The sequence below is a fragment of the Azospirillum sp. CT11-132 genome (genome assembly GCF_047302835.1).
GTDB lineage: Bacteria > Pseudomonadota > Alphaproteobacteria > Azospirillales > Azospirillaceae > Azospirillum.
Genome location: NZ_JBGLZA010000003.1, coordinates 1,109,890 through 1,131,974 on the forward strand (window position 1 = coordinate 1,109,890; position 22,085 = coordinate 1,131,974).

Annotated in this window: 20 protein-coding genes; 6 read left to right on the forward strand and 14 right to left on the reverse strand. The window is 66.7% G+C overall.

Annotated features, from left to right (window positions below):
• The first annotated feature begins 248 nt into the window (after window positions 1-248).
• Together ACCD06_RS11045 and ACCD06_RS11050 are read left to right on the forward strand one after the other, a co-directional pair.
• Entirely contained in the window at window positions 249-2,147 is a 1,899-nt protein-coding gene (locus ACCD06_RS11045; protein WP_136705745.1) for a potassium transporter Kup, read from the forward strand.
• A 158-nt stretch (window positions 2,148-2,305) separates the two neighbouring features.
• Entirely contained in the window at window positions 2,306-2,851 is a 546-nt protein-coding gene (locus ACCD06_RS11050; RefSeq protein ID WP_109150055.1) for a fasciclin domain-containing protein, read from the forward strand.
• A gap of 82 nt (window positions 2,852-2,933) precedes the next feature.
• Here ACCD06_RS11050 and ACCD06_RS11055 read toward each other — a convergent pair whose 3' ends face one another.
• The 5 genes from ACCD06_RS11055 to ACCD06_RS11075 form a co-directional block, all read right to left on the reverse strand.
• Entirely contained in the window at window positions 2,934-6,485 is a 3,552-nt protein-coding gene (locus tag ACCD06_RS11055; RefSeq protein WP_413340642.1) for a tetratricopeptide repeat protein, read from the reverse strand.
• Between the two features lies 1 nt (window position 6,486).
• Window positions 6,487-7,209: a flagellar motor protein MotB gene (locus ACCD06_RS11060; RefSeq protein WP_413340644.1), complete on the reverse strand. Its 723-nt coding sequence runs from the start codon at window positions 7,207-7,209 to the stop codon at window positions 6,487-6,489.
• Window positions 7,206-8,033 (reverse strand): hypothetical protein, encoded by an 828-nt coding sequence (locus ACCD06_RS11065; RefSeq protein ID WP_413340646.1) that lies wholly within the window; start codon window positions 8,031-8,033, stop codon window positions 7,206-7,208. The genes ACCD06_RS11060 and ACCD06_RS11065 overlap by 4 nt, the downstream gene beginning before the upstream one ends.
• A 4-nt stretch (window positions 8,034-8,037) precedes the next feature.
• Window positions 8,038-8,745 (reverse strand): protein phosphatase CheZ, encoded by a 708-nt coding sequence (locus tag ACCD06_RS11070; RefSeq protein ID WP_109073137.1) that lies wholly within the window; start codon window positions 8,743-8,745, stop codon window positions 8,038-8,040.
• Window positions 8,746-9,028: 283 nt separating this feature from the next.
• On the reverse strand, window positions 9,029-9,157 hold the full coding sequence (locus ACCD06_RS11075; RefSeq protein WP_256379245.1) for a hypothetical protein: 129 nt from the start codon (window positions 9,155-9,157) through the stop codon (window positions 9,029-9,031).
• A gap of 330 nt (window positions 9,158-9,487) precedes the next feature.
• Between ACCD06_RS11075 and ACCD06_RS11080 the strand changes: the two genes are divergently transcribed.
• Window positions 9,488-10,483, forward strand: a complete 996-nt coding sequence (locus ACCD06_RS11080; RefSeq protein ID WP_109073136.1) for a patatin-like phospholipase family protein — start codon at window positions 9,488-9,490, stop codon at window positions 10,481-10,483.
• A 95-nt stretch (window positions 10,484-10,578) separates the two neighbouring features.
• A complete protein-coding gene (locus ACCD06_RS11085; RefSeq protein WP_413340649.1) occupies window positions 10,579-12,159 on the forward strand; it encodes a matrixin family metalloprotease in 1,581 nt (526 codons plus the stop codon).
• A gap of 24 nt (window positions 12,160-12,183) precedes the next feature.
• Here ACCD06_RS11085 and ACCD06_RS11090 read toward each other — a convergent pair whose 3' ends face one another.
• The gene (locus ACCD06_RS11090) at window positions 12,184-13,095 is read right to left on the reverse strand and encodes an SAM-dependent methyltransferase (protein WP_109073171.1); all 912 of its coding nucleotides are present in this window, start codon (window positions 13,093-13,095) and stop codon (window positions 12,184-12,186) included.
• Window positions 13,096-13,362: 267 nt separating this feature from the next.
• On the opposite strand from ACCD06_RS11090, the gene ACCD06_RS11095 reads away from it, so the two are divergent.
• Together ACCD06_RS11095 and ACCD06_RS11100 are read left to right on the forward strand one after the other, a co-directional pair.
• On the forward strand, window positions 13,363-13,644 hold the full coding sequence (locus ACCD06_RS11095; protein ID WP_109073134.1) for a bacterioferritin-associated ferredoxin: 282 nt from the start codon (window positions 13,363-13,365) through the stop codon (window positions 13,642-13,644).
• A gap of 472 nt (window positions 13,645-14,116) precedes the next feature.
• On the forward strand, window positions 14,117-14,422 hold the full coding sequence (locus tag ACCD06_RS11100) for a hypothetical protein (RefSeq protein WP_136705750.1): 306 nt from the start codon (window positions 14,117-14,119) through the stop codon (window positions 14,420-14,422).
• Between the two features lie 58 nt (window positions 14,423-14,480).
• Here the strand turns inward: ACCD06_RS11100 and era are convergent, their stop codons facing one another.
• The 8 genes from era to rpoZ form a co-directional block, all read right to left on the reverse strand.
• A complete protein-coding gene (gene era, locus ACCD06_RS11105) occupies window positions 14,481-15,386 on the reverse strand; it encodes a GTPase Era (RefSeq protein WP_109073170.1) in 906 nt (301 codons plus the stop codon).
• Between the two features lie 277 nt (window positions 15,387-15,663).
• Window positions 15,664-16,449 (reverse strand): ribonuclease III, encoded by a 786-nt coding sequence (rnc, locus tag ACCD06_RS11110; protein ID WP_413340652.1) that lies wholly within the window; start codon window positions 16,447-16,449, stop codon window positions 15,664-15,666.
• Entirely contained in the window at window positions 16,450-17,217 is a 768-nt protein-coding gene (lepB, locus tag ACCD06_RS11115) for a signal peptidase I (RefSeq protein WP_109073131.1), read from the reverse strand.
• Window positions 17,214-17,714, reverse strand: coding sequence for a holo-ACP synthase (gene acpS, locus ACCD06_RS11120; RefSeq protein ID WP_109073130.1), 501 nt, complete (start codon window positions 17,712-17,714; stop codon window positions 17,214-17,216). The genes lepB and acpS overlap by 4 nt, the downstream gene beginning before the upstream one ends.
• A complete protein-coding gene (locus ACCD06_RS11125) occupies window positions 17,711-18,463 on the reverse strand; it encodes a pyridoxine 5'-phosphate synthase (RefSeq protein ID WP_413340655.1) in 753 nt (250 codons plus the stop codon). Before ACCD06_RS11125 ends, acpS begins: the two co-directional genes overlap by 4 nt.
• 178 nt (window positions 18,464-18,641) lie before the next feature.
• The gene (locus tag ACCD06_RS11130; protein WP_109073128.1) at window positions 18,642-19,022 is read right to left on the reverse strand and encodes a c-type cytochrome; all 381 of its coding nucleotides are present in this window, start codon (window positions 19,020-19,022) and stop codon (window positions 18,642-18,644) included.
• A 145-nt stretch (window positions 19,023-19,167) separates the two neighbouring features.
• On the reverse strand, window positions 19,168-21,327 hold the full coding sequence (locus tag ACCD06_RS11135; protein WP_109073127.1) for a RelA/SpoT family protein: 2,160 nt from the start codon (window positions 21,325-21,327) through the stop codon (window positions 19,168-19,170).
• Between the two features lie 142 nt (window positions 21,328-21,469).
• A complete protein-coding gene (gene rpoZ, locus ACCD06_RS11140; RefSeq protein ID WP_109073126.1) occupies window positions 21,470-21,904 on the reverse strand; it encodes a DNA-directed RNA polymerase subunit omega in 435 nt (144 codons plus the stop codon).
• Window positions 21,905-22,085 lie beyond the last annotated feature (181 nt).

Here is a 22,085-nt window from a genome sequence, read left to right on the forward strand (position 1 = left end):
AGCGCGAACAGCCCTGCGCACTTCGTCGCAGCCCCCGGGCTTGGCCTTCGCGGCGCAAGCCCGCGCTGGCGTTGTGCGCAGTAAGCGCGTATGAGGAAAGGCGATGTGCGTCGGTGGGATGATTGGCAAGGACGCCGATCCCGCCGGATGGATCCGACCGTTCGCAGCCCCCGAAGGGGCGACGGGCCGGGACATCGCCGCGATGGGCGCCATCGAACGACGGACCAACTTCGGACCGCAATCACTGCATGACTGATACCGCTTTGAAGGCCGCGCCGCCCGACTCCGGCAAGCTCGCGACGCTGACCCTGGGTGCCCTCGGTGTCGTCTATGGCGACATCGGCACCAGCCCGCTCTACACGCTGCGAGAATGCTTCGCCGGCGAGCATGGGCTCGCCCTGACCCACGACAATGTCCTGGGCATCATGTCGCTGGTGTTCTGGGCTCTGGTGATGGTCGTCACCGTCAAATATGTGGGCTTCGTCATGCGGGCCGACAACAAGGGCGAGGGCGGAATCCTCTCGCTTCTGGCGCTGGCGTCCAAGACGCGGCCGGATGCATCGGGCAAGCTGACCATCCTGACGGCGCTCGGCCTGTTCGGCGCCTCGCTGTTCTACGGCGACGGCATGATCACCCCGGCCATGTCCGTGCTGTCGGCGGTCGAGGGGCTGGGCGTGGCGGAACCGGCGCTGGAGTCGGCGGTGGTGCCGCTGACCGTCGCCATCCTGATCGCCCTGTTCGCCATCCAGAGCCACGGCACCTCGCGCGTCGGCGCGCTGTTCGGTCCGATCATGCTGGCGTGGTTCTCCACGCTCGGCATCCTGGGCCTGCTGGAGGTGATCCGGCAGCCGAGCGTGCTGGTCGCCTTCAACCCCTACTATGCAATCGCCTTCTTCGCCGAGCATGGCGTCGCCGGCTTCCTGGTGCTGGGCGCGGTGGTGCTGGCGGTGACCGGCGGCGAGGCGCTCTATGCAGACATGGGCCATTTCGGCCGCCGCCCGATCCAGGTCGCGTGGCTGGCCGTGGTGTTGCCGGGCCTGCTGCTGAACTATCTGGGCCAGTGCGCGCTTCTGCTGAACGACCCGACGGCGGTGCGCAGCCCCTTCTACCTGCTGGCGCCGGAGTGGGGGCTCTACCCGCTGATCGGCCTGTCCACCGCCGCCACCGTCATCGCCAGCCAGGCGGTGATCTCCGGCGTCTTCTCGCTGACCCGGCAGGCGGTGCAATTGGGCCTCTGCCCGCGCCTCGACATCCGCCACACCTCCAACGAGGAGGAGGGGCAGATCTACATTCCCCGCGCCAACTGGGGCCTGCTGGCCGCGGTACTGGGGCTGGTGCTGGTCTTCCAATCCTCCAGCCGTCTCGCCGCCGCCTATGGCATCGCGGTGACCGGCGACATGATCATCACCACCACCCTGTTCCTGGTGGTGGCGCGGCGCCGCTGGAACTGGAGCCTGCCGCTCTGCTTCGCGGTCGGCGCGACCTTCCTGACGGTGGAGGTTTCCTTCTTCGCCGCCAACGCGGTGAAGATCCCCCATGGCGGCTGGGTGCCGCTGGTGATCGCCTGCGTCACGCTGGGGCTGATGTCGACATGGCGCCGCGGCCGGGCCGTGCTGACCAAGCGGCTGGCCGAGGAATCGCTGCCGCTGGACGCCTTCATCCAGCGTCAGGCGAAGAAGGGCGACATCCAGCGGGTGAAGGGCACGGCGGTCTTCATGACCTCCAGTTCCAACACCGTGCCGATCGCCCTGCTGCACAACCTGAAGCACAATCAGGTCCTGCACGAGCGCATCGTCTTCGTCACCGTGGTGGTGGAGGATGTGCCGCGCGTCCCCGCCAAGGACCGCGTGGTGGTGGAGGGGTTGGCCGACGGCTTCTACCGCATCACCGTGCGCTACGGCTTCTCGCAGGAACCGAACATCCCCAAGGCGCTGCGCCTGTGCAAGGCCTTCGGGCTGGAGTTCGACGTGATGGCGACCTCCTTCTTCCTGGGCCGGGAGACGCTGATCCCACAGATGAACTCCCAGATGGCGCTGTGGCGGGAGAAGCTGTTCGTGGTGATGTCCCGCACCTCCGTCAGTGCCACCGACTTTTTCAAGCTGCCGCCCAACCGCGTGGTGGAGCTGGGGACGCAGGTGCAGCTCTAGCCGGCGGGAGGCGGAGGCCGCACCACCGGAGTATTACTTCTTTCGCGCAAACAAAAATCGGTGCCACGCGCAGAATCTGCTGTGATCTGACCGGAAGCCTCCCCCGTAACGGTGTTGTGTCCGCGGGAAGCGGACCTTCACCGACAAGAGGGAATGCTATGAAGAAGGTTGCCACCGTGGCGATCGCCACCCTTCTTTTTGCCGGTTGCGCCAATGCGGCCATGGAAAAGATGGTCGGCGGCGCGCCGATGTACCCCAGCAAGACCATCGTGGAGAATGCGTCCCAGTCCAAGGACCACACCACCCTCGTCGCCGCCGTGAAGGCCGCCGGGCTGGTCGACACGCTGAACAGCAAGGGCCCCTTCACCGTCTTCGCACCCACCAACGAGGCCTTCGCCGCCCTGCCCGCCGGCACCGTCGATACTCTGCTGAAGCCGGAGAACAAGGCGCAGCTGACCAAGGTGCTGACCTACCACGTCATTCCCGGCAAGCTGGACGCCAAGGACATCGTGGCCGACATCAAGAAGGGCAACGGCAAGGCGATGCTGAAGACGGTGGAAGGCATGCCGCTGACCTTCACCCAGTCCGGCGATGCCGTGATGGTCGCCGATGCTTCCGGCAACATGGCGCGCGTCACCATCGCAAACGTCGAACAGTCCAACGGCGTCATCCACGTCATCGACAAGGTTCTGCTGCCGAAGTAACTGCCCAAGGCTGTCGGCCCGGAGCAGGCGGCGGGGCGCCGCAATCCCCCGTAAGGCGTCCTGCCGCCTTATGAGGTCGGCTTTAGGAAGTCGGCTTATCGGCCGACTGCTTTCCGCCGCGATATTCCTTCAAAAACTTCTTGAACATATCCACTTCCGCGACGCGGGAGCGGATGGTGCCGACGTCGATCAGGCCCATCGCCTGTTCGGGGCGGGTCAGAATGCGGAAGGCGTCCTCATTCGGCCCGCCCTTCATCGACCCTTCGAAATCCTTCTTCAGCAGGTTCAGCCCGTTGCCGTCGCCGGCCAGCGCCAGCGCCACCGCCCGGTTCAGCACCAGCTGCGACATGTTTGGGTCCAGCGGCTTGCCGGATGCGGGCGGCGGACCAATCACCTTGTTCAGGGCCAGCGCCGCCGCATCCCATTTCTGCCCCTTCCACGCGATATCGACGCGCAGAAGGTTGGCGTTGGTGCTGTCGTCCTGGGCCAGAAGCTGCATCGCCTCGTCGCCGCGGTTCAGCTCGGCCAGCGCCTTGGCCTGCATCAGCCGCCGTTCGGCAGTCAGATCGGCCGGCAGTCCGGCGACATTGGACAGTTCCAGCGCCTTCAGCGCCTCTTCCGGCTTGTTGTCGAGCAGCCGGACGGAGGCCAGCCGTGTGCCGACCCGCGCCTTGTCCAGACCGGACAGGCGGTATTCCACCTGATGCTGCAGCAGGTCGGCCGCACGGTTCAGCAGATCGATGGAAATCAGCCGTTCCGCCAGCTGCCGGATGATCTCGTCGCCGGCCTCGCCCACCGGGGTCAGCTCGCGGAACTGATCGTAAAGCTGCAGGGCGTCCAACGTCGGCAGGCGCTGCGCCCCGTCCTTGAACAGGTCGGCGAAGATGCGCGACATCTCCTTGGTGATCGCCTCGGCCCTGGGCGTATCGGCGACCAGGGCCGCCGTCTCCTTCATCGTGTTGAAGCCCTTGGCATATTCGCCACCGGCGATCAGCACCTCGCCCATGCGCGAGCGGATCTGCATCTCCAGATCGTCGCCGCGCCAGGTGAAGGTCAGGCCGGCCAGCTGCTCCGCCGCGGCGGTCGGCGACATCTTGCCTTCCGACAGCTCGAGATTGGTCAGCGCCAGCCCGGCCTTGGCGCGATAGAGCCGGTCATAGCTGTTGTAGGCGGCGGTCAGCTGTTCCCGCGCCTGATCGATCTCGCCGGTCTGGGCGAAGAGAAGGCCGCGCAGATATTGCGTCTGCGGGTTCTCTTCCTGATCCGGGCCGCTGTGTTCGATCACGCGGTCGAACAGCCGCTTGGCGGTGGCGGAGTCGCGCGTCTCCAGCGCCGCTTCCGCCGCCCGCAGGCCGAGCTTGCCGATCATTGGTTCGGGGTAGCTGTTCAGGATCGGGCCGGACGCCTTGAAGCCGGCCATCGCCTTCGGCCAGTCGCGGCGGTCGGCGGCGATGGCGGCGCGCCACAGATTGGCTTCCGGATTGCCGGCCAGCGAGGGGATCGACAGGTCGGCCTCCGCCCCGTCGAGATCGCCGGTCAGCACGCGGGCGGCGCCGCGCAGCGCGCGGAACTCCGGCCAGCCCTCCAGATCAGGTTGGTTCTGCTGCAGCACGTCCAGCATGCCGAGCGTCTCCTGCCCGAAACCGTTGGCGAAATAGAACCGCGCGAGGTCGAGCTGCGCCTTCGGCCGCTCCGATTCCGGCGCATTGACGACGGCCAGCTGCAGCTCCTGCCGCGCCTCGGTGAAATGGTCGAGATCGCCATGCTTCCAGGCCGGCAGGTTGAACAGGCGGCGGCCCTGCATCTGGGCGGGCTGCGCCTTCGGCGGCTCCATGGCGGACGAGGCGCCGCCGGCCGGCGGATTGACCGGAAGCGGTGCCGCGGCCAACTGCGACGGAACCGGTTGGGGGGCGGATGCCGGTGATGGTGGCGGCGCAACAGCCGGATTGCCGGCATCGGCGGCCGGCGACAGGTGCAGTCCGCCGGCGGTGGTCAGCTCAACCCCCTCCTTGATCGCGCGCACCGTCACATTGTCGGAGATCGGCCGCACCACCACGCCCTGATAGGACGGCATGACTTCCAGGTCGGGGTAACGGTGCGGTTCGGGCACGCCCTGCCCCGGGCTGGGCAGCGGAACCACCTGGATGCGGTCGCCGACGTCGGGATCGGCGAACTGCACGACGTTCGCCGCGTCGGGCGCGCGCACCAGCAGGCGGGCGCCGAGAAGGAAGTCAGGGTCGGGTTCCACCCGGAGATCGCCGGCGCTGCCCATGTTGGCCGGACGGGCGGAGGACAGGATGCGCCATGTGGTGCCCTGCCGTTCGACCGTCGGCCAGACCATCGGGCCGATCTTGGTGCGGAACACGCTGCCGCCGGTCGCCGGTACCGGCTCCACCGCGCCCATCAGTTCGGAGCCCGGACCGCTGAGCTTGCCGGCGCCGATCGGCATGGGCCGGTCGAACACGACGTAGAGCTGGCCCGCCCGCGGATAGACGGCGATGGAGGCCGGTCCGCCGGTGTCGAAGGTCAGCACCGGTCCCTTCGGGCCTGCCGCCGGCTGGGCCTTGGCATCGACAGGCGCTGCGGGCGCGGCCTTCGCCTCCGCTGGCGGAACGCTGGGGGCCGCAGCATTGGCCGCAGAGTGGGGCGCCGCGGCATTGGCCGCGATGGCGGAGCGGTTGGAGGTCGCAGACGCCGTCGTGGGGGTGTCCCTGCCGCCTTCCCTGGCGGTATCCTTGGCCGGCGCCGGCTGGCTGCTTCCCTGGCTGCCGCCCTGCCCCGCAGCCGCCCCCTGGGAACCGGCGGCGGGCGGAGCGTCGCTCTTGGGCAGGCCGGCGCGGGAGCCGGGATTGCCGACGGACAGCACCACCGACTTGCCCGATGCGCTGTCGGTCACCTCGGCATCCTGCGGCACGGCCAGCGTCACCGCCAGCGCGCCATCGGCCCGCCGATAGGATTCCACATTCCGGATGTTGCGCAACGCCGCCTTGGAAACGGCCGACAGGTCGGCGGTGCCGCCCTTGTCGAAGGCGACCGTCACCGCGGCGCCGTCGCGCGTGACCGTGTAGCCGACCGGCGACGGCCAGTCGAAGGTCAGGCGGCTCTGGTCCGGCTGGTCGGCCCCGCGCACGCGCAGCCGCCCGGCGGACGGCACCGGCTTCAGCGCCTCGGCTTTCGCGGGCTCGGGTTTGGCGGATTCGGGTTTCGCGTCCTCCGCCTTGGCGGCCGTCAGCGGCGCGGCCGGCGACAGGTCGATGGCGATGGCGTTGCCATTGCGGAAGCTTTTCAGCGAGACCGGGCGCTTCAGGTCGAACGAGACCGTCTTGCCATCCGCCTCGACCCGTCCGGCGGCCAGATAGCCGGGCAGCGCCCGCACCAGACGGTCGAGCGGGGCGTCGATGCTGTCCGTGAAGGTGACAACCAGCCGGTCGCCTTCGACCGACGCGGTGTAATCGACCTTGCCGGGCCAATCGAAGACCAGCCGGCCGAAATCCTTGTGGATGCCGCCGCGCACCGGAACCGTGGCGGCTTCCGCGCCCAGCGGAGACAGCAGGACCGGCACGGCAAGCAGCGCCACCGCAGCGGCACAGCCGCGCAGCCAACGCTTCCACTCTTGGGCCGTCCGGTCCGTCACCTCAATCCGCTCCTTCCTCTCGCACCACGATGTCCACCGGCAGGCGCCCGTTGCGGGCGCCCCCTGCCCCATCAACCGGCATCATCACCGCCCGTGCCACCAGATCGCGGCGATAGCCGGTCTCGCGCAGCGCGGCGGAAACGGCGACCGCCCGCGTCAGCGCCCGTTCCCAGGCCACGCCGCCGGTCGCATCCTCGTGCTCCGCATGGCCGACCAGTTCGATCCGGTTGCCGATCCGGCCGATGACGGCGCCCAGCAGGAACAGCACCCGCCGCCCCTCCTCGGTGAAGGCGGCACCGGTGGGATCAAACATCCGCTCGCCCGGCAGACGGATGACGACACGGTCATCTTCGCGCCGAACCTCAACCACCGCCAGTTCCGTATTCGACCGCAGCTGGCTTCCCAGCAGGGCCGCCAGATAATGCAGATCGATGGCCGCCCTGGCCTCCACCGCCTTGGCGTTGAAGGCGGCGCCGGGATCAGTGGGCCGATCCGACGGGGTGCTGGCCGTCGACCGCGCGGCGGGGATCGCCTCCGCCACGCCCTTCGCCAGACGGGTCCAGCGCTCCGCCTCCGGTTCGCTCATGGAATACATCAGGACGAAGAAGGCGAGCATCAGGGAGATCAGGTCGGTGAAGCTGATCAGCCACAGCGTCTTGCGCTGGCCGCCGCGATCGTCCGCTTCCGCCCCGGCCTTGCTGACGACGCCCGGAATGCGGATCATTTCCGCACCTCCGTCTTCGCCGCCTTCGGGTCCAGCTTGGGAGCCGCCTTCGCCGCCGCCCCATCCTCGTCCCAGCGCAGGGAGAACAGCAGGCGCACGCCGCCCGGCTCCCCGCGCTCGATCCCGATGGTGACGTTGCCGGCCGGCGCCCCATCCTCGACCAGTGCGCGGGCCAGAACCCCGGCACGGGCGACCGGACCCGGCGGCTGGCTGGGCGTTCCCGTCGGCCCGATGCCGAGCAGCGCGTCCAGTTCCACCCGCTCGCCCTGGCGCGACTGGCGCAGTGCATCGGCGATGCGGTCGATCAGGCCCTGGCGGTCCGGGCGGAGGGTCATGGTGCCGGGAAGGAACAGGTCGTCGGCCGGCAGCCGGACCTCCAGCAACTGGCCGGGGGCGACCACCTCCACCTTGGCGACCGCCACCGCCGTGGCGAACAGGGTGCCGACATCGTCCAGCCGCTGCACGGCGAAGACGGTCCCGGCGCGCGAGGCCACCGGTTCGGCCCCCTCGCGCAGGCGCGGATCGATGACGAAGCTGGGAAAGGTCCGCTCCAGCGAGGCGGCGACCGCCTTCACCTTCTGCACCGTCTGCACCGAATTGGCGTTCAGTACGATGAAGAAGACCAGAAGCAGCAGGAACAGCGACAGCAGAAGCAGGATGCTGCCGTTGTTCGGGTTGGCATGGCCGCCAACACCGGACCTGGCACCGACACCGCCGGCACCCGCGACCCGCAGCGGCGGCAGCCCGGCGTTCCCCGTCCCCGGTCCTGCACCTTGGGCCGTGTGGCCGCCGGTGGGCCTGCTGATGGGTGCGCCGGGCAGCATGGCGTCAGTCGAAGCTGGCCAGCAGACGGTCGATCTCGTCCTGGTCCATGGCGTTGCCCGGCATCTGCGGCCCGTGCAGAAGCTGCTTGTCCGCCTCTTCCTCGCTCATCGGCTCGTAATGGACGGCGGCCTCCGCATCCTCCGCCGCCAGCTTGGCCAGCCGCGGCGCGTGGTTCTGCCGCACTTCGCTGCCGAAGGCGGCGACGATCATGTCGACCTTCGATTCGATGTGCTTCAGCGTCCGCACCACCTTGCTGATGCGCTGGCCGGTAATGTCCTGGAAGTTGCAGGCCTCGTAGATTTTGGTGATCTGGTCGTTCAGCTTCGCCGAGCTGTCCGCGTCCGTCTGGCCGGCGATGGCGCCGATGGCGTCGCAGGCGTCGAAGATGGCGAAGGTCGCCTTCTCGGTCGCGCCGATCACCGCATCCAGCTCGTCCGTGGCGGTGCGGATATGTTCGTCGCGGATTTCGGCCGGCTGCAGCGCCGCGATTTCCTGCTTGGCCGTCTCGATGAACTTGGCGAGGTCCACGACCTCCTTGTAGAGGCGCAGGTCGGTGGCGGAAATATCGCCGTCCATGCTGCCCAGGATGTTGCGGACGATGTCCGTCACCTCGTCACGCGACAGCGGCTTTGCTGCTTCCGCGAAGGCGGCGTCGAGGCGCTGTCTCAGGAGCTTCTGTTCCGTCACGGCGGATTGGGCGGAGAAGGTCATCGGGCGTGTCCAGCGAGAGGGGCAAGGCCTTGGCGGAGTATGCCGGAACCACCCCGGTCCGCGCCCTCCAGCGAGCGCCCGTCGAGTGCCCTTGCGGCGGAGGTTCGACGCTCCGTCCGATCGTGGCGCCCAACCGTCCCAGGAACTGTCCGAGCCGACCAAGCCTATGGTCGTGAGGGTTAATAGCCCGTAAAGAGGACCGCGCCGCAGCTTCCTTGGCGGCGCCGAAGTTGCCGGCGCGCCACACTGTGGCGCGTTCGACCGGATTGCAGCAGGCCGGGGCTCAGAACAGCCCGGCGGCGGCCGGCGCACCAAGAAGCGCCGCCAGGACCAGCAGGGTAACGGCAATCAGCCGCTCCGCGGTCGACCAGCGTTTCCAGTCCTTTCTGAAGCTTTTCAATTCGTCGGCCATGGCGAGCCTTCCGGGTTCGGGGACTACACTGCAACGCAACGAAAATGCACCGGGTCCAGTTGACGCATGGTTAAAATCAGCCCGAATGACGATCACACCTTCGTACTGGCACAGAAATGCCACAGTCACGGCCTTGAAAACGATGATCCAAGTCAAAGGTCGAATAAATTTTCGCCATTTGCCATTTCAACTGCGGCGATCGCCGGCACTCCGGCGGCGTGCCACTTCCGGCAGCTTCCGATACCGGCCAGCGATGCCTAGATGATAAGCTCTAGATCAAGCCGCCGGCCGGTATCGGATTCTGGTGGGGGGCGCTGACAGGGGAAGCGGATGGCGAAGGAAACCGACCTGAAGATCGGGCTTGCCCTGGGCAGCGGCGCTGCGCGCGGCTGGGCGCATATCGGTGTCCTGCGCGCGCTGGAGGAGATCGGGATCAAGCCCGACATCATCTGCGGAACCTCCATCGGGGCCGCGGTCGGGGCCGCCTATCTGACCGACCAGATGGACGAACTGCAGTCCTGGGCGCAGAAGATGGGCTGGCTGGGTATGCTGGGCATCATCGATCTCACCTTCCGCCGCGGCGGTCTGGTCGCCGCCGAGAAGGCGTTCGGCCGCTTCGACAACGAACGCAGCAATGTCCTGATCGAAGACCTGCCAATGCCCTTCGCCACCGTCGCCACCGATCTGTCGACCGGGCGCGAGATGTGGCTGCGCGACGGCCCGCTGATGTCGGCGGTGCTGGCGTCGGCCGCCATGCCCGGCCTGTTCCCGGCGGTGCGGCGCGATCATCACCTGCTGGTCGACGGCGCACTGGTCAATCCGGTGCCGGTCTCGCTGTGTCGGGCACTTGGGGCCGACGTTGTGGTGGCGGTCAACCTGAACAGCGAGCTGTCGCCGCTGGGACGGCCGAACGGCCGCGGCAAATCGGATGGAGTCAAAGCGGTGTCGGCCAAGGTGCCGGAACCGGTGGTCGCCGGCGGCGATGCCGGCTCGCCCGCCTTTTCGCACCTGACCAGCCAGATTTCCACCTGGCTCGGCCGCAAGCCCACCCAGCGGACCCGTTTCCTGGCCGATCAGATCGACGACGCCCACGCTCATAAGCCGATGCCGAACGCCCTGGAAGTTATGGCGGGCTCCATCGACATCATGCAGGACCGCATCACCCGCTCGCGGCTGGCCGGCGAGCCGCCGGATGTGCTGATCGCGCCGCGGCTTGCCCATATCGGCATCCTGGAGTTCGACCGCGCGGCGGAGGCGGTGGAGATCGGCCATGCCGCCGCCTCGATGCTGCGTCCGTCCATCGAACTTGCGCTGCGCCGTGCCTGACCTGTTGCGCTCGAGACCTTGCTCGTATTTCGTATAAGCGGTAGTCCGGAATCCCCCTGGACACCCCAACCGACCGCCGCGGGAACCGAGCGTCCATGAGCCAATCTGCCCCGACCGACAGCATTTCCGCCCTGCTCGCCAGCGGGACGCCACATTGGGGCAACAACGGCACCGTGCTGAACGGCAGGTCCGTCGGCGCCGCCGCGACCGTGACCTATGGTTTCCTGACCAGCGCGCGGCAAATCTCCACCGCCGATGCCGCCGGTTTCGCCGCCATGAGCAGCGCCCAGCGCGCGGCTGTTCAGCAGGCGCTGGCGGCATGGAGCGCGGTCGCCAACATCACCTTCACCGAGGTCGCCGACCCCACCGCCGCGGCCGTCGCCTTCGGAACCAACCGTCAGTACGGCCAGTCGGCGGCCTACGCCTATTATCCCTCCACCGCCTCCCAGGGCGGTCAGGTCTTCCTGGCCAACGACAGTTCCACGAACACCAACCCGACGACGGGCAGCTACGGCTACATGACGATCATCCACGAGATCGGCCATGCGCTGGGCCTGAAGCATCCCGGCAACTACAATGCCGGCTCCAGCGAGGGGACGGAGGGTCCGTACCTGTCGTCCGCGCAGGACAATTATGCCTACAGCATCATGTCCTACAACGACAGCGACGCCCTGCCGTCGGGCGTCTATCTGACCGGCCCCAGCCTCTACGACATCGCGGCGATCCAGTATCTCTACGGCGCCAACATGTCGGCCGCCCCCGGCGACACCAGCTACACGCTGAACACCGGCGGCTTCATCACCCTGTGGGACCCCAACGGGCACAACAGCCTGAACGGCAGTGCCCAGACAGCGGCGCTGTCACTGGACCTGCGCGACGGGCAGTTCAGCAGCGCGGGATCCACCACCTTCCTGGCGCTGGCCTACGGCACGAAGATGCAACAGGCGATCGGTGGCAGCGGCAACGACAGCTTCACCGTCAACAACTTGGGCAATGCGCTGGATGGCGGCGGCGGCACGGATACCGTGGTGTTCAGCGGCAGCCGCGCGCAATACAGCGTCCAGCAGCTGGACAGCAGCCGATACATCGTCAACGGCCCCAACGGCACCGATGTCCTGACCAACATCGAGTATCTGCGCTTTTCCGACAGCAGCAGCGCGCTGTCGGCCACGGTGTCCGGCAGCTTCGACGCCCTGCGCTACATCGCGTCGAATGGCGACCTGATCGCCGCGTTCGGCGCCGACACGGCCGCCGCGGCCCAGCATCTCGCCAACTCCGGCGTTTACGAAGGCCGCAGCCTGAGCGGATTCGACCCCTACAATTATCTGGCCGGCTATGGCGATCTGATGGCGGCCTTCGGAACCGATGCCACCGCGGCGACCCGTCACTTCATCAGCAACGGCTATCGCGAGGGCCGCAACGCCAGCCTGTTCGACACGCTGTCCTACGAAGCCAGCAACCCCGACCTGATCGCCGCCTACGGCAACAACCGCGAGGCCGTGGAACTGCATTACATCCAGTTCGGCCGCTTCGAGGGACGGTCCCTCAGCAGATTCAATGCCGCCACCTATCTGGCCGCCAACCCGGACGTCAACGCCGCCGTCGGCGGCAGCCTGTCCGGCGCCCGGCAGCATTATGTCAGCTTCGGCTATGCCGAAGGGCGGGCGCTGGCCTGAGGGACGTGGGCAAAGGGGCGGCGCTCACTGCGCCGGCCACATCCAGGTCAGTTCGTGCTTGTTGTGGTGCAGGTGGATCACCCGGCCGCCGGGGATCGCCGCGAAGGCGCGGGCGGTCTCATGGTCGGTCTCCGCCTGGAACTTCAGCGTGCAGATGAAGCGTTTGGCCAGCCCGCTGTCCATCCATTCCTTCACCAGCCGCAGCAGCCGGGTCGGGTAGCAGATCACGTCGCAGCACAGCCAATCGACCGGGCCGACCGCCGCCGGCTTCAGGCCGAATGCGCTTTCCTGGCGGATCTCCACACGTGGCAGGGCGGCGATGGCGGGGTCGAGCGGCGCCTTGTCGACGCTGACCACCGACGCCCCCAACTCATGCAGCACCCAAGTCCAGCCGCCCGGACAGGCGCCGAGATCGAGGCAGCGGTCGCCCGGCCCCGGCTGCTCCCCGAACAGGGTCAGCGCCTCCCACAGCTTCAGATAGGCGCGGTTGGGCGGCACCGTGCGATTCTCGACGAAGGTCACCTCGCCGTTGCGGAAGGGGCTGGAACAATGTGCCGCGGCGATGATGGTGGACTCGTCGGTCAGTGTCCAGGAGCCCAGCGGCGCCGTCGGCAGGGGCGACGGAAAGACCACCGGCTTGGCCGACACATGCGGCAGGTTCTCCTGGATCAGGGCGGCGCGGCGGTGATGCCGCTGCGACCACAGCGCCCAATTGCGCTGGATCCCGCGCAGCGCCTTGGCGCCGCCCTTGATCGAGGAGAACTCGATGCGCACCGGGTCGTACCAGATGTTTTGTGCCCAGGCGGCCGGGCGCGCCGGGCCGTCGACGAAGACCAGCCGGCCGTCGACCGAAGCGACCTCTCCCAATTCCGCCACCAGATCGTCGAGGAAGCCGTCCGCCGCCAGATAAACCGTCTGACCAAGAGGGGTCACCACCGCGCCCGGCGAGGGCTGCGGAGCGTTTTCGGAAGCATTTTTGGGGGTGCTGTCGTCCATGCCCCACGGGCTACCGCCGACGGCCGCCGAATGCAAGCGCAAGGATGCGGCACGCCCCTTTCGAACTGACGCGAAGGGGGCTGTGACAAAGCGTCTCGAAACCTCTTATATGCGATCGGTTCGCAATAGCAGCATTGACAACGATTCTCACTCTCAGCTATTGCTGGACCCAGGAAATGCTCCGCAACCGACCGTCGCCGAGGGCTAATGTACGTCTGCATCTGCCACGCGTTGAACGACAAGAAGGTTAAGGCCGCGCTGGATCAAGGCGCCACGACCCCGGCCTCGGTGTTCCGCCATCACAATTGTCAGGTCCAATGCGGCAAATGCGTGCCCACCATGCGCAGCATGGCCAGCGAGCATCGCGCCGTCATGGCCCAACAGTCCGCCATCGCCGCGACGCCGGTGGCCGCCCCCTGCTGCGGCACGGCGATGCCGGAGCCGGCCAATGCCGAAGCCATCCCCGCCTACGCCGTCGCGGCCGAGTGAGCACGCGCACGAAGGCTCTACCACTTCCGACTTTCTGCCCGGTTTGAGGGTTACAACCTCGCCTTTAGGCTGCGACAGATTGCGCGCCGTCTATGATTTTTGGGCGGATTGACCCTGCCCTGCCAATCCGGCACAAAAGCGTCACCAAAACAAAAGAACGCCGTCAAAAAGGCGGCGTATAAAAACGCCAACGGGCCGGATGAAACCGGCCCTGGAGGAAACGCAATCCAACCAGGAAGACTTCCTCGGCCACCGGGTTTGCCTTGTCCTTTTCGGGCCGGGGCAACCCGGCGGGATTTGGATTCGGACGGATATCCCGCAACTGCTAAATCGCATCGCAAAATCGTTACGGCTTCTCCCAAAGGGGCTGTGACGACTGCGCTTCCGGTGCGTTTGCGCAGTATCGGCGCGGGGCTAACCTGCCAACCGGCCGAGAGGTCAAAATCGGTTGAGGATCAAAGGAGGACATCTCATGAGCCGCCGCAACCGGCAAGCCTTCGACACGCTGAGCCGTGAGCTCGTGCTGCGCGCCACCGACCGCATGGAAACCCTGCGATCCATGGTGGAGCGCGCGGGCAGCGACCGGCGAGAGACGTGGGAGCGCACGCTCGACCGCCTCCGCGGACTGAACAATCGCGCCATCGCCCGCATTGAGGCCGCCCACATGGCCGATGACGACGCTTGGCCATTCGCCCGTGCCCAGGCCGATCAGGCGATGATGGATCTGATGCGCGCGCTGGACGAATTCGACGGCCATCTGCGCCTGCTGGCCGCCTGAGGTTTTAGAAGCCCTGGAATGGAAAAGGCCCTCTCCCGCGGGAGAGGGCCTTTGTCGTTCAGGACGCTCCGAAATCCAGCCCCCAGGCCGAATAGCGTTCCGGGTCGTCGACCCAGCCCTCGCGCACCTTCACGAACAGGATCAGGTGGACGCGGCGCTCCAGCATCGCCGTCAACTCGGACCGCGCGGCGGAGCCCAGAGCCTTGATCCGCTGGCCGCCCTTGCCCAGCACGATGGCCTTCTGGCTTTCGCGTTGCACGAAGATGACCTGCGAGATCTTCACCGATCCGTCGTCGAACTCCTCCCACACCTCGGTCTCGACCGTGGCGGAATAGGGAAGCTCCTGGTGAAGCTGCAGGAACAGCTTCTCGCGGGTGATCTCCGCCGCCAGCAGGCGCATCGGCATGTCGGAGATCTGGTCCTCCGGGAAATGCCACGGCCCTTCCGGCAAGCGGTCGGCCAAAAACTGCTTCAGATCGGCGACGCCGTCCTCGGTGAAGGCCGACACCATGAAGATGTCGGAAAAGATCCCTTCCTGCCGGAAGGCGTCGGCGATGCCCAGCAGGACGTCGCGCTTCACCAGATCGATCTTGTTCAGGATCAGGATCGCCTCGCGCCCCTGCTCCTTCAGCCGGGCGACGATGCTGCGGGTGTCCTCGTCGATCGAGCGGCGCGACACGTCGTACAGCACGCCGATCACGTCGGCGTCCTCCGCCCCCTGCCAGGCCGCCGCCACCATGGCGCGGTCCAGCCGGCGCTTCGGCTTGAAGATGCCGGGGGTGTCGACGAAGATCATCTGGGCGTCGCCCTGGATGGTGATGCCCAGCACGCGGGTGCGGGTGGTCTGCACCTTCGGGCTGACGATCGACACCTTGCTGCCGATCATCGCGTTCAGCAGCGTCGACTTGCCGGCATTCGGCGCGCCGACCAGGGCGATGAAGCCGCAGCGCGGATGCTCCGGCATCGTCGGCAGCGGCGGCAGGACGGAGATGGGCTGCCCGCGCGGAGCATCCTCATCATCCTCGTACTCATCGTCCTCGTATTCGCCGTCTTCGTCGTCGACGTCGCCCTCGTCGGCGTTCTCGTCGGCGTTCTCGTCGGCGTCCTCACCCTCGACGTCGCCGTCCTCGCCGCCATCCTCATGGTCGAGCGCTTCGTCGTCCGTCACCGGCTCCGGTGACGGCTCCACGGCTTCGGAACCGGGCGTCTTGTTCTGCATCTTGTCGATGTCGTCGCGACCGTCAGTCATCGACCTGTACTCCCACCTGGCGCAGCAATGTGCTGGCCGCCTTCTTTTCCGCGATGCGCTTCGACGAGCCGGAGCCGCTGACCGGTTCCATTCCCGCGACATGCACCGCAACCACGAACAGCGGCTCGTGCGCCGGGCCGCTGCGTTCGATCAGTTCATAACGGGGCAGCGGCTTTCCGCGCCCCTGCGCCCATTCCTGCAGCGTCGTCTTGCTGTCCAGCGGCGGCGGCGTCGCCTTGTCGATCTCGCCCGCCAACGCCTCCCGGACGAAGCGCGTCACCGGCTCCAGCCCGCCGTCGAGATACATGGCGCCCAGCACCGCCTCGCAGGCATCGCCCAGGATGGTGCGATTCTCCCGGCCGCCACTCTGCGCTTCTGCCGGCGACAGGCGCAGATAGGCGCCCAGCCCGAGGGCGTCGGCGACGCGGCCCAGCGATTCCCGGCGAACCAGCGCCGCATGCCGCTTGGCCAGCGCCCCTTCGCGCTCGTTCGGATAACGCTCCAGCAGCCATTGCGCGACCACCAGCCCGACGACGCGGTCGCCCAGGAACTCCAGCCGCTCATAGGCGATGCCCGGCCCCTTGTGCGACTTGCGGCCGGCCCGTTCCAGCCCCATCAGGCTCGGATGGGTGACGGCGTCGCGCAGGAGCGACGGGTTGGAAAACTCGTAGCCCAGCGCACGCGCGAGGCCGGCGACGTCCGCGGACTGGACGGCGCCATCGGCCTCGGGTTCAGAGCCGGCGCCTGCATCGGCAGGCGCCTTGGTGACGGTGGACACTTACCGGACTCCGTTGAACAGACGGCTGAAGCGCAGATCGACCGGCCAGCGCCAGATCTCGTAGAAGCGCGTGCCCTCGTCGAGTGAGAAGAACAGGAATTCAGCGCGGCCGACCATGTTTTCGATGGGAACGAAGCCGACCTGCGACGGCACGCGGCTGTCCAGCGAGTTGTCGCGGTTGTCGCCCATCATGAACAGATGGCCGGCCGGCACCTTGAACACCGGGGTGTTGTCGAGCGGACCGTTGTCCGACTCCTCGATGATGCGGTGGGTGCGGCCGTTCGGCAGCGTCTCGATGAACTGCGCGGTGCGGATGCTGCGGCCCAGCGGATCGGTGGTGACGTAATCCTCGATCCGCTCGCGCTTCACCGGCTGGCCGTTGATGTGCAGGATGCCGCCGATCATCTGGATGCTGTCGCCCGGCAGCCCGATCACCCGCTTGATGTAGTCGGTCTTGTTGTCGCGCGGCAGCTTGAACACCGCCACGTCGCCCCGCTCCGGCATGGAGCCGAAGATGCGGCCCTCGAACAGCGGCAGGCCGAAGCCGACCGTGTATTTGCTGTAGCCGTAGCTGTATTTCGACACGAACAGGTAATCGCCGATCAGCAGGGTCGGGATCATCGACCCCGACGGAATGTTGAACGGCTCGAAGGCGAACGTCCGCACGCCGAAGGCGATCAGCACGGCGAAGATCACCGTCTTGACGGTCTCGGCGAACCCGGATTCCTTGGTCTTGGCGCTGGACGCCGTTTCTTTCTGAAAGGTCATTCTGGGTTCGCCGTATTGGTGGGCATTGTGGGCTTGGTTGGGGCGGGCTCGGTGAGGGCGGACTCGATCGGTTCGGCGCTGATGACGACGAAGGCCTCGGCCATCGGGTATTCGTCGGTCAGCGTCACATGGATGCGGGCGCGCATGCCTGGCGGCGTGATCGCCTCCAGCCGGGCCAGCGCCCCGCCGGTCAGGCGCATGGTCGGTTGGCCGGACGGCAGGTTGACCACCCCCATGTCGCGCCAGAACACCCCGTCGCGGAACCCGGTGCCCAGCGCCTTGGAGCACGCCTCCTTGGCGGCGAAGCGCTTGGCATAGGTCGAGGCGCGGGCGTTGTTCTTCGCGGCAGAGCCGGCGCGGCGTTCTGACTTGGCCTGCTCGACCTCGGTGAAGATGCGGTCGATGAAGCGCTGTCCGAAACGCTCCAGCGACTTCTCGACCCGCCGGATGTCGATCAGGTCGTTGCCGATGCCGAGGATGGTGCCGGACATCATCATGAGGCGGGCGCCGCCGCGTTCCGCGCCGTGTCCATGGCCTTGCGCATGCGGGCGATGGCGTTGGTCAATCCGACGAAGATCGCCTCGCCGATCAGGAAATGGCCGATGTTCAGCTCGACGATGGTCTGGATCGCCGCGACCGGACCGACGGTGTCGTAGCTCAGCCCATGGCCGGCATGGCACTCCAGCCCGATGGCCTCGGCATGGGCGGCGGCGCGGACGATGCGCGCCAACTCCGCCTCGCGCGTCGCCGGGTCATGAGCGTCGCAATAGGCGCCGGTGTGCAGTTCCACCACCGGAGCGCCAAGGCGCTTGGCGGCGTCGAGCTGCGCCGGCTCCGGGTCGATGAACAGCGAGACGCGGATGCCGGCGGCACCCAACTCTCCGACTGGCCGGACCAGCTGGTCGTACTGGCCGATCACGTCCAGACCGCCTTCGGTGGTGACCTCGGTGCGCTTTTCCGGAACGAGGCAGGCGGCGTGCGGCTTGTGGCGCAGCGCGATGGCCAGCATCTCGTCGGTGGCGGCCATCTCGAAGTTCAGCGGACGATCGATCTCGGCCATCAGCCGGTCGATGTCGCGATCCACGATGTGGCGCCGGTCCTCGCGCAGGTGGGCGGTGATCCCGTCGGCCCCGGCCTCGATGGCGAGCCTCGCCGCGCGCACGGGATCGGGATGCGCCCCGCCGCGCGCATTGCGGACGGTCGCCACATGGTCGATGTTCACGCCAAGGCGCAGGAAACGGGACATGCACGGACTCCAAAGCGTCGCCGCCCGCCGGAACGGGCGGGGGCGATTCCGTCTATATAGCGGTGCACCGGCCTTCCGTCACGCCGAACCGACCGGTGCAGCCGCGGATGACAGGGAATTTACCGTCCCCGCGCCCTCCCGACCGAGTGGCCGGATCGATGACCCTGGCGGATTTTCCTTATTTCGACTTGTAAATCACGCCGCTCAGATACTCGTTCAGATCGCGAAAGTCCTTGACGGTCCATGCGTGCGGAGGAAGCCGGTAGCCATTTTCCTTCAATGTTCTCGGGATCAAATCTCCGTTTGGGCGGAGTATGATCGACGACACGATAACGCCAGGATAGTCCGCCAAGCGCTTCCTGAAGGCCGGCGTCGTCAAATCGGGGGTCGGAGGGTTACTTTTGCTCGCCAACGGACCGGAGCCCTTCGCATCCGTCCCGTGACACATCGCGCATCGCTCCACGAACAACGTCTCCCCGTTGCTGCCATAGGCGCCATAAATTGGCGTCAAGCACAATGCAACAGCCAAAAACCGCAGAAGCAGCCTATCGAGCCGCATGTTCCCTTCTCCCGTCGCACAGCATCAATGGTGCGTCTTCACGCAAAAAACGAATTCTGTGCGCAATTATCAGAGAATCGTCGACGCCGCAGCAGAGCGGCAGCACAGCGAGCATGGCCGGCTGTGCCGCATGGCAGCGGGAGCATCACCGTCCCCGCGCCCGCTCCACCGAATGGATGGCCGGAGTGGCGCGCAGGGCGGCCATGATGTTGGTCAGGTGCTTGGCATCCTTCACGTCGATATCGATAAGCAACTCGAAATAGTCGGTGCTGCGGTTCGTGATCTTCTGATGGATGACGTTGCCCTGGTTCTTGCCGATCACCGTGAACAGCGTGCCGAGCGAGCCCTGTTCATTGGCGATGACGACGCTGATGCGGCCGACATGCTCCTCCGGCGAATCCGGGCCGGTCTCCCACGACACGTCGATCCAGCGTTCCGGCGATTCGTGGAAGCTTTCCAGAGTCTCGCAGTCGATGGTGTGGATCGTCACGCCCTTGCCGGTGGTGACGATGCCGACAATGCGGTCGCCGGGCAGCGGATGGCAGCAGCGGGCGTAATGCACGGCCATGCCGGGGATCAGGCCACGGATCGGCAGCGCCGATTCCTTGCGGGCCTTCGCCTTCGACTTCGGTGCGCTCTCCTCCGTCTCGCGGACGGCGGGGGCGGCCTGCGCCTTGTGGCCGGGGAAGACCGCGTGGAAAACCTCGCGCACCGAATGCAGGCCGGAGCCGACACCGGCCATCAGATCGTCCACCGTAGGCTGCTGGAAGATTTTGGTGGCGGCTTCCAGAGCCTTTTCGGTGAACTCGTAGCCTTCCGACTTGAACTGCCGCATCAGCATGCCGCGGCCCAGTTCCATATACTGGGCGCGCTGCTGGGTGCGCAGGAACTTGCGGATTCGGGCGCGGGCCTTGCCGGTGACGACGAAGCGTTCCCAGCCCGGGACAGGCGTCTGCGCCTTGGAGGTGACGATGTCGACCTGATCGCCGTTCTGCAGCTGGGTGCGCAGCGGCAGCATGCGGCCGTTGATCTTGGCGCCGACGCAATGGTCGCCGACCTGAGAATGGACGGCATAGGCGAAGTCGACCGGCGTGGCGCCGCGCGGCAGCGCGATCAGGTCGCCCTTCGGCGTGAAGCAGAAGACCTGATCCTGGAACAGCTCCAGCTTGGTGTGTTCCAGGAACTCTTCCGGCTTCTGCGCATGCTCCAGGATGTCCAGCAGCTCGCGCAGCCAGCGGTATTCGCCACCATTCGGGCGCGGCTGGTGGTCCTGCTTGTAGGCCCAGTGGGCGGCGACGCCCAGCTCGGCGATCTCGTGCATGTCCTGGGTGCGGATCTGCACCTCGATCCGATTGCGGCCGGGACCGATCACGCCGGTGTGCAGGCTGCGGTAGCCGTTGGGCTTTGGCGTGGAAATGTAGTCCTTGAAGCGACCCGGCACGACCGGATAATGGGCGTGCACGATGCCCAGCGCCTGATAGCATTCGCCGACGGTGCCGACCGTGATGCGGAAGGCCATGATGTCGGACAGCTGTTCGAAGCTGACATTCTTGCGCTGCAGCTTGCGCCAGATCGAATAGGCCGACTTCTCGCGGCCGGTCACCGATACGTCGGGCAGCCCTTCGGCCGCCAGCAGCTCGCGCAGCTCGGTGATGATGGTTTGGACGCGGTTCTCACCCTCGCTGCGCAGGCGCGCCAACTGGGCCAGGATGCTGTCGCGCGCGTCGGGGTTCAGTTCGGCGAAGGCAAGATCGTCCAGCTCGTCCTTGATCTTGTGCATGCCGATGCGTTCGGCCAAGGGCGAGTAGATTTCGATGGTTTCGCGGGCGATGCGGCGGCGCTTTTCCGGCTTTTTCAGGTGGAACAGCGTGCGCATATTGTGAAGCCGGTCGGCCAGCTTCACCAGCAGGACACGGATGTCCTCCGACATGGCGATGACCAGCTTGCGGAAATTCTCCGCCTGCTTGGCCTGCTCGCTGTTCAGTTCCAGCCGCGACAGCTTGGTGACGCCGTCGACCAGCCGGGCGATTTCCTTGCCGAACACCCGCTCGATATCTTCGAGCGTGGCGACGGTGTCCTCGACCGTATCGTGAAGCAGCGCCGTGGCGATGGTGCCGGCGTCCAGCTTCATCTGGGTCAGGATACCTGCGACCTCCAGCGGATGGAGGAAGTAGGGATCGCCCGACGCGCGCGTCTGCGACCCGTGCGCCTTCATCGAGAAGACGTAGGCGCGGTTGAGCAGATCCTCGTCGGCCGAGGGATCATACGCCTTGACGCGCTCGACAAGCTCGTATTGCCGGATCATGCGGCCCGACCCGGCGCGCGCGGCGCCTCAAATGTGTGCGTGGTGGTCCTGAGCGAACCAAAAGGGAGCCGGATGCTCCCCACCCCATTCTTCGATGAGGGGGCGTGGAGCCCCCTCGGTGTTCTGCGGTCGTTGTCCAGAATCAGAGGTCTCCGTCGGGATCCTCGGTCATGGCGAAACCAGCGCCCGGCTCGGCATCCATGTCCGCGGCGATGTCGTCCTCTTCGCCCAGTTCCTCGCCGTCGCTCTCGCTCATGCCGTCTTCGTCGCCCAGCGAGGTGTTGCCGCGCGCAGCCCAGTCGTTCTCGCCGGCCATCAGTTCGACGATCTCTTCCTCCGGCTCGTCCGGCTCGACATGCTTCTGATGGCCCTTGATCAGGGCGTTCTTCAGATACTCCAGCGACACCGTCTCGTCCGCGATCTCGCGGAGCGCCACGACCGGGTTCTTGTCGTTGTCGCGGTCGATCGACAGCGGAGCGCCGCTCGCGACCTCACGGGCGCGCTGGGCAGCCATCATGACCAGCTCGAAACGGTTCGGAACCTTCAGGACGCAATCTTCAACGGTAACGCGGGCCATGCCAGACGAACTCCGGAGTCATAGGAGGCTCTAGACTATATGGATGTGGCCCGATAGGTGCAAGCGCGAACGACAGCGCTGCTGCATTGCGCCAGGGGAACGCCCCAGAAAAATGTCCCTATACATCAATGTGGTGCCCCGGAACAGTCGGCGGCCGCTGCCCCCTTGTATGTTCGCGTCC

Coding starts and splice junctions, on each gene's coding strand:
- ACCD06_RS11135 (WP_109073127.1), bottom strand. CDS start 21,327: ATGATCCGGCAATACGAGCTTGTCGAGCGCGTCAAGGCGTATGATCCC.
- ACCD06_RS11050 (WP_109150055.1), top strand. CDS start 2,306: ATGAAGAAGGTTGCCACCGTGGCGATCGCCACCCTTCTTTTTGCCGGT.
- ACCD06_RS11125 (WP_413340655.1), bottom strand. CDS start 18,463: ATGTCCCGTTTCCTGCGCCTTGGCGTGAACATCGACCATGTGGCGACC.
- era (WP_109073170.1), bottom strand. CDS start 15,386: ATGCCGGAGCATCCGCGCTGCGGCTTCATCGCCCTGGTCGGCGCGCCG.
- ACCD06_RS11075 (WP_256379245.1), bottom strand. CDS start 9,157: ATGGCCGACGAATTGAAAAGCTTCAGAAAGGACTGGAAACGCTGGTCG.
- ACCD06_RS11100 (WP_136705750.1), top strand. CDS start 14,117: ATGAGCCGCCGCAACCGGCAAGCCTTCGACACGCTGAGCCGTGAGCTC.
- acpS (WP_109073130.1), bottom strand. CDS start 17,714: ATGATGATGTCCGGCACCATCCTCGGCATCGGCAACGACCTGATCGAC.
- ACCD06_RS11070 (WP_109073137.1), bottom strand. CDS start 8,745: ATGACCTTCTCCGCCCAATCCGCCGTGACGGAACAGAAGCTCCTGAGA.
- ACCD06_RS11060 (WP_413340644.1), bottom strand. CDS start 7,209: ATGATCCGCATTCCGGGCGTCGTCAGCAAGGCCGGGGCGGAAGCGGAC.
- rpoZ (WP_109073126.1), bottom strand. CDS start 21,904: ATGGCCCGCGTTACCGTTGAAGATTGCGTCCTGAAGGTTCCGAACCGT.
- ACCD06_RS11065 (WP_413340646.1), bottom strand. CDS start 8,033: ATGCTGCCCGGCGCACCCATCAGCAGGCCCACCGGCGGCCACACGGCC.
- lepB (WP_109073131.1), bottom strand. CDS start 17,217: ATGACCTTTCAGAAAGAAACGGCGTCCAGCGCCAAGACCAAGGAATCC.
- ACCD06_RS11095 (WP_109073134.1), top strand. CDS start 13,363: ATGTACGTCTGCATCTGCCACGCGTTGAACGACAAGAAGGTTAAGGCC.
- ACCD06_RS11045 (WP_136705745.1), top strand. CDS start 249: ATGACTGATACCGCTTTGAAGGCCGCGCCGCCCGACTCCGGCAAGCTC.
- ACCD06_RS11085 (WP_413340649.1), top strand. CDS start 10,579: ATGAGCCAATCTGCCCCGACCGACAGCATTTCCGCCCTGCTCGCCAGC.
- ACCD06_RS11080 (WP_109073136.1), top strand. CDS start 9,488: ATGGCGAAGGAAACCGACCTGAAGATCGGGCTTGCCCTGGGCAGCGGC.
- ACCD06_RS11130 (WP_109073128.1), bottom strand. CDS start 19,022: ATGCGGCTCGATAGGCTGCTTCTGCGGTTTTTGGCTGTTGCATTGTGC.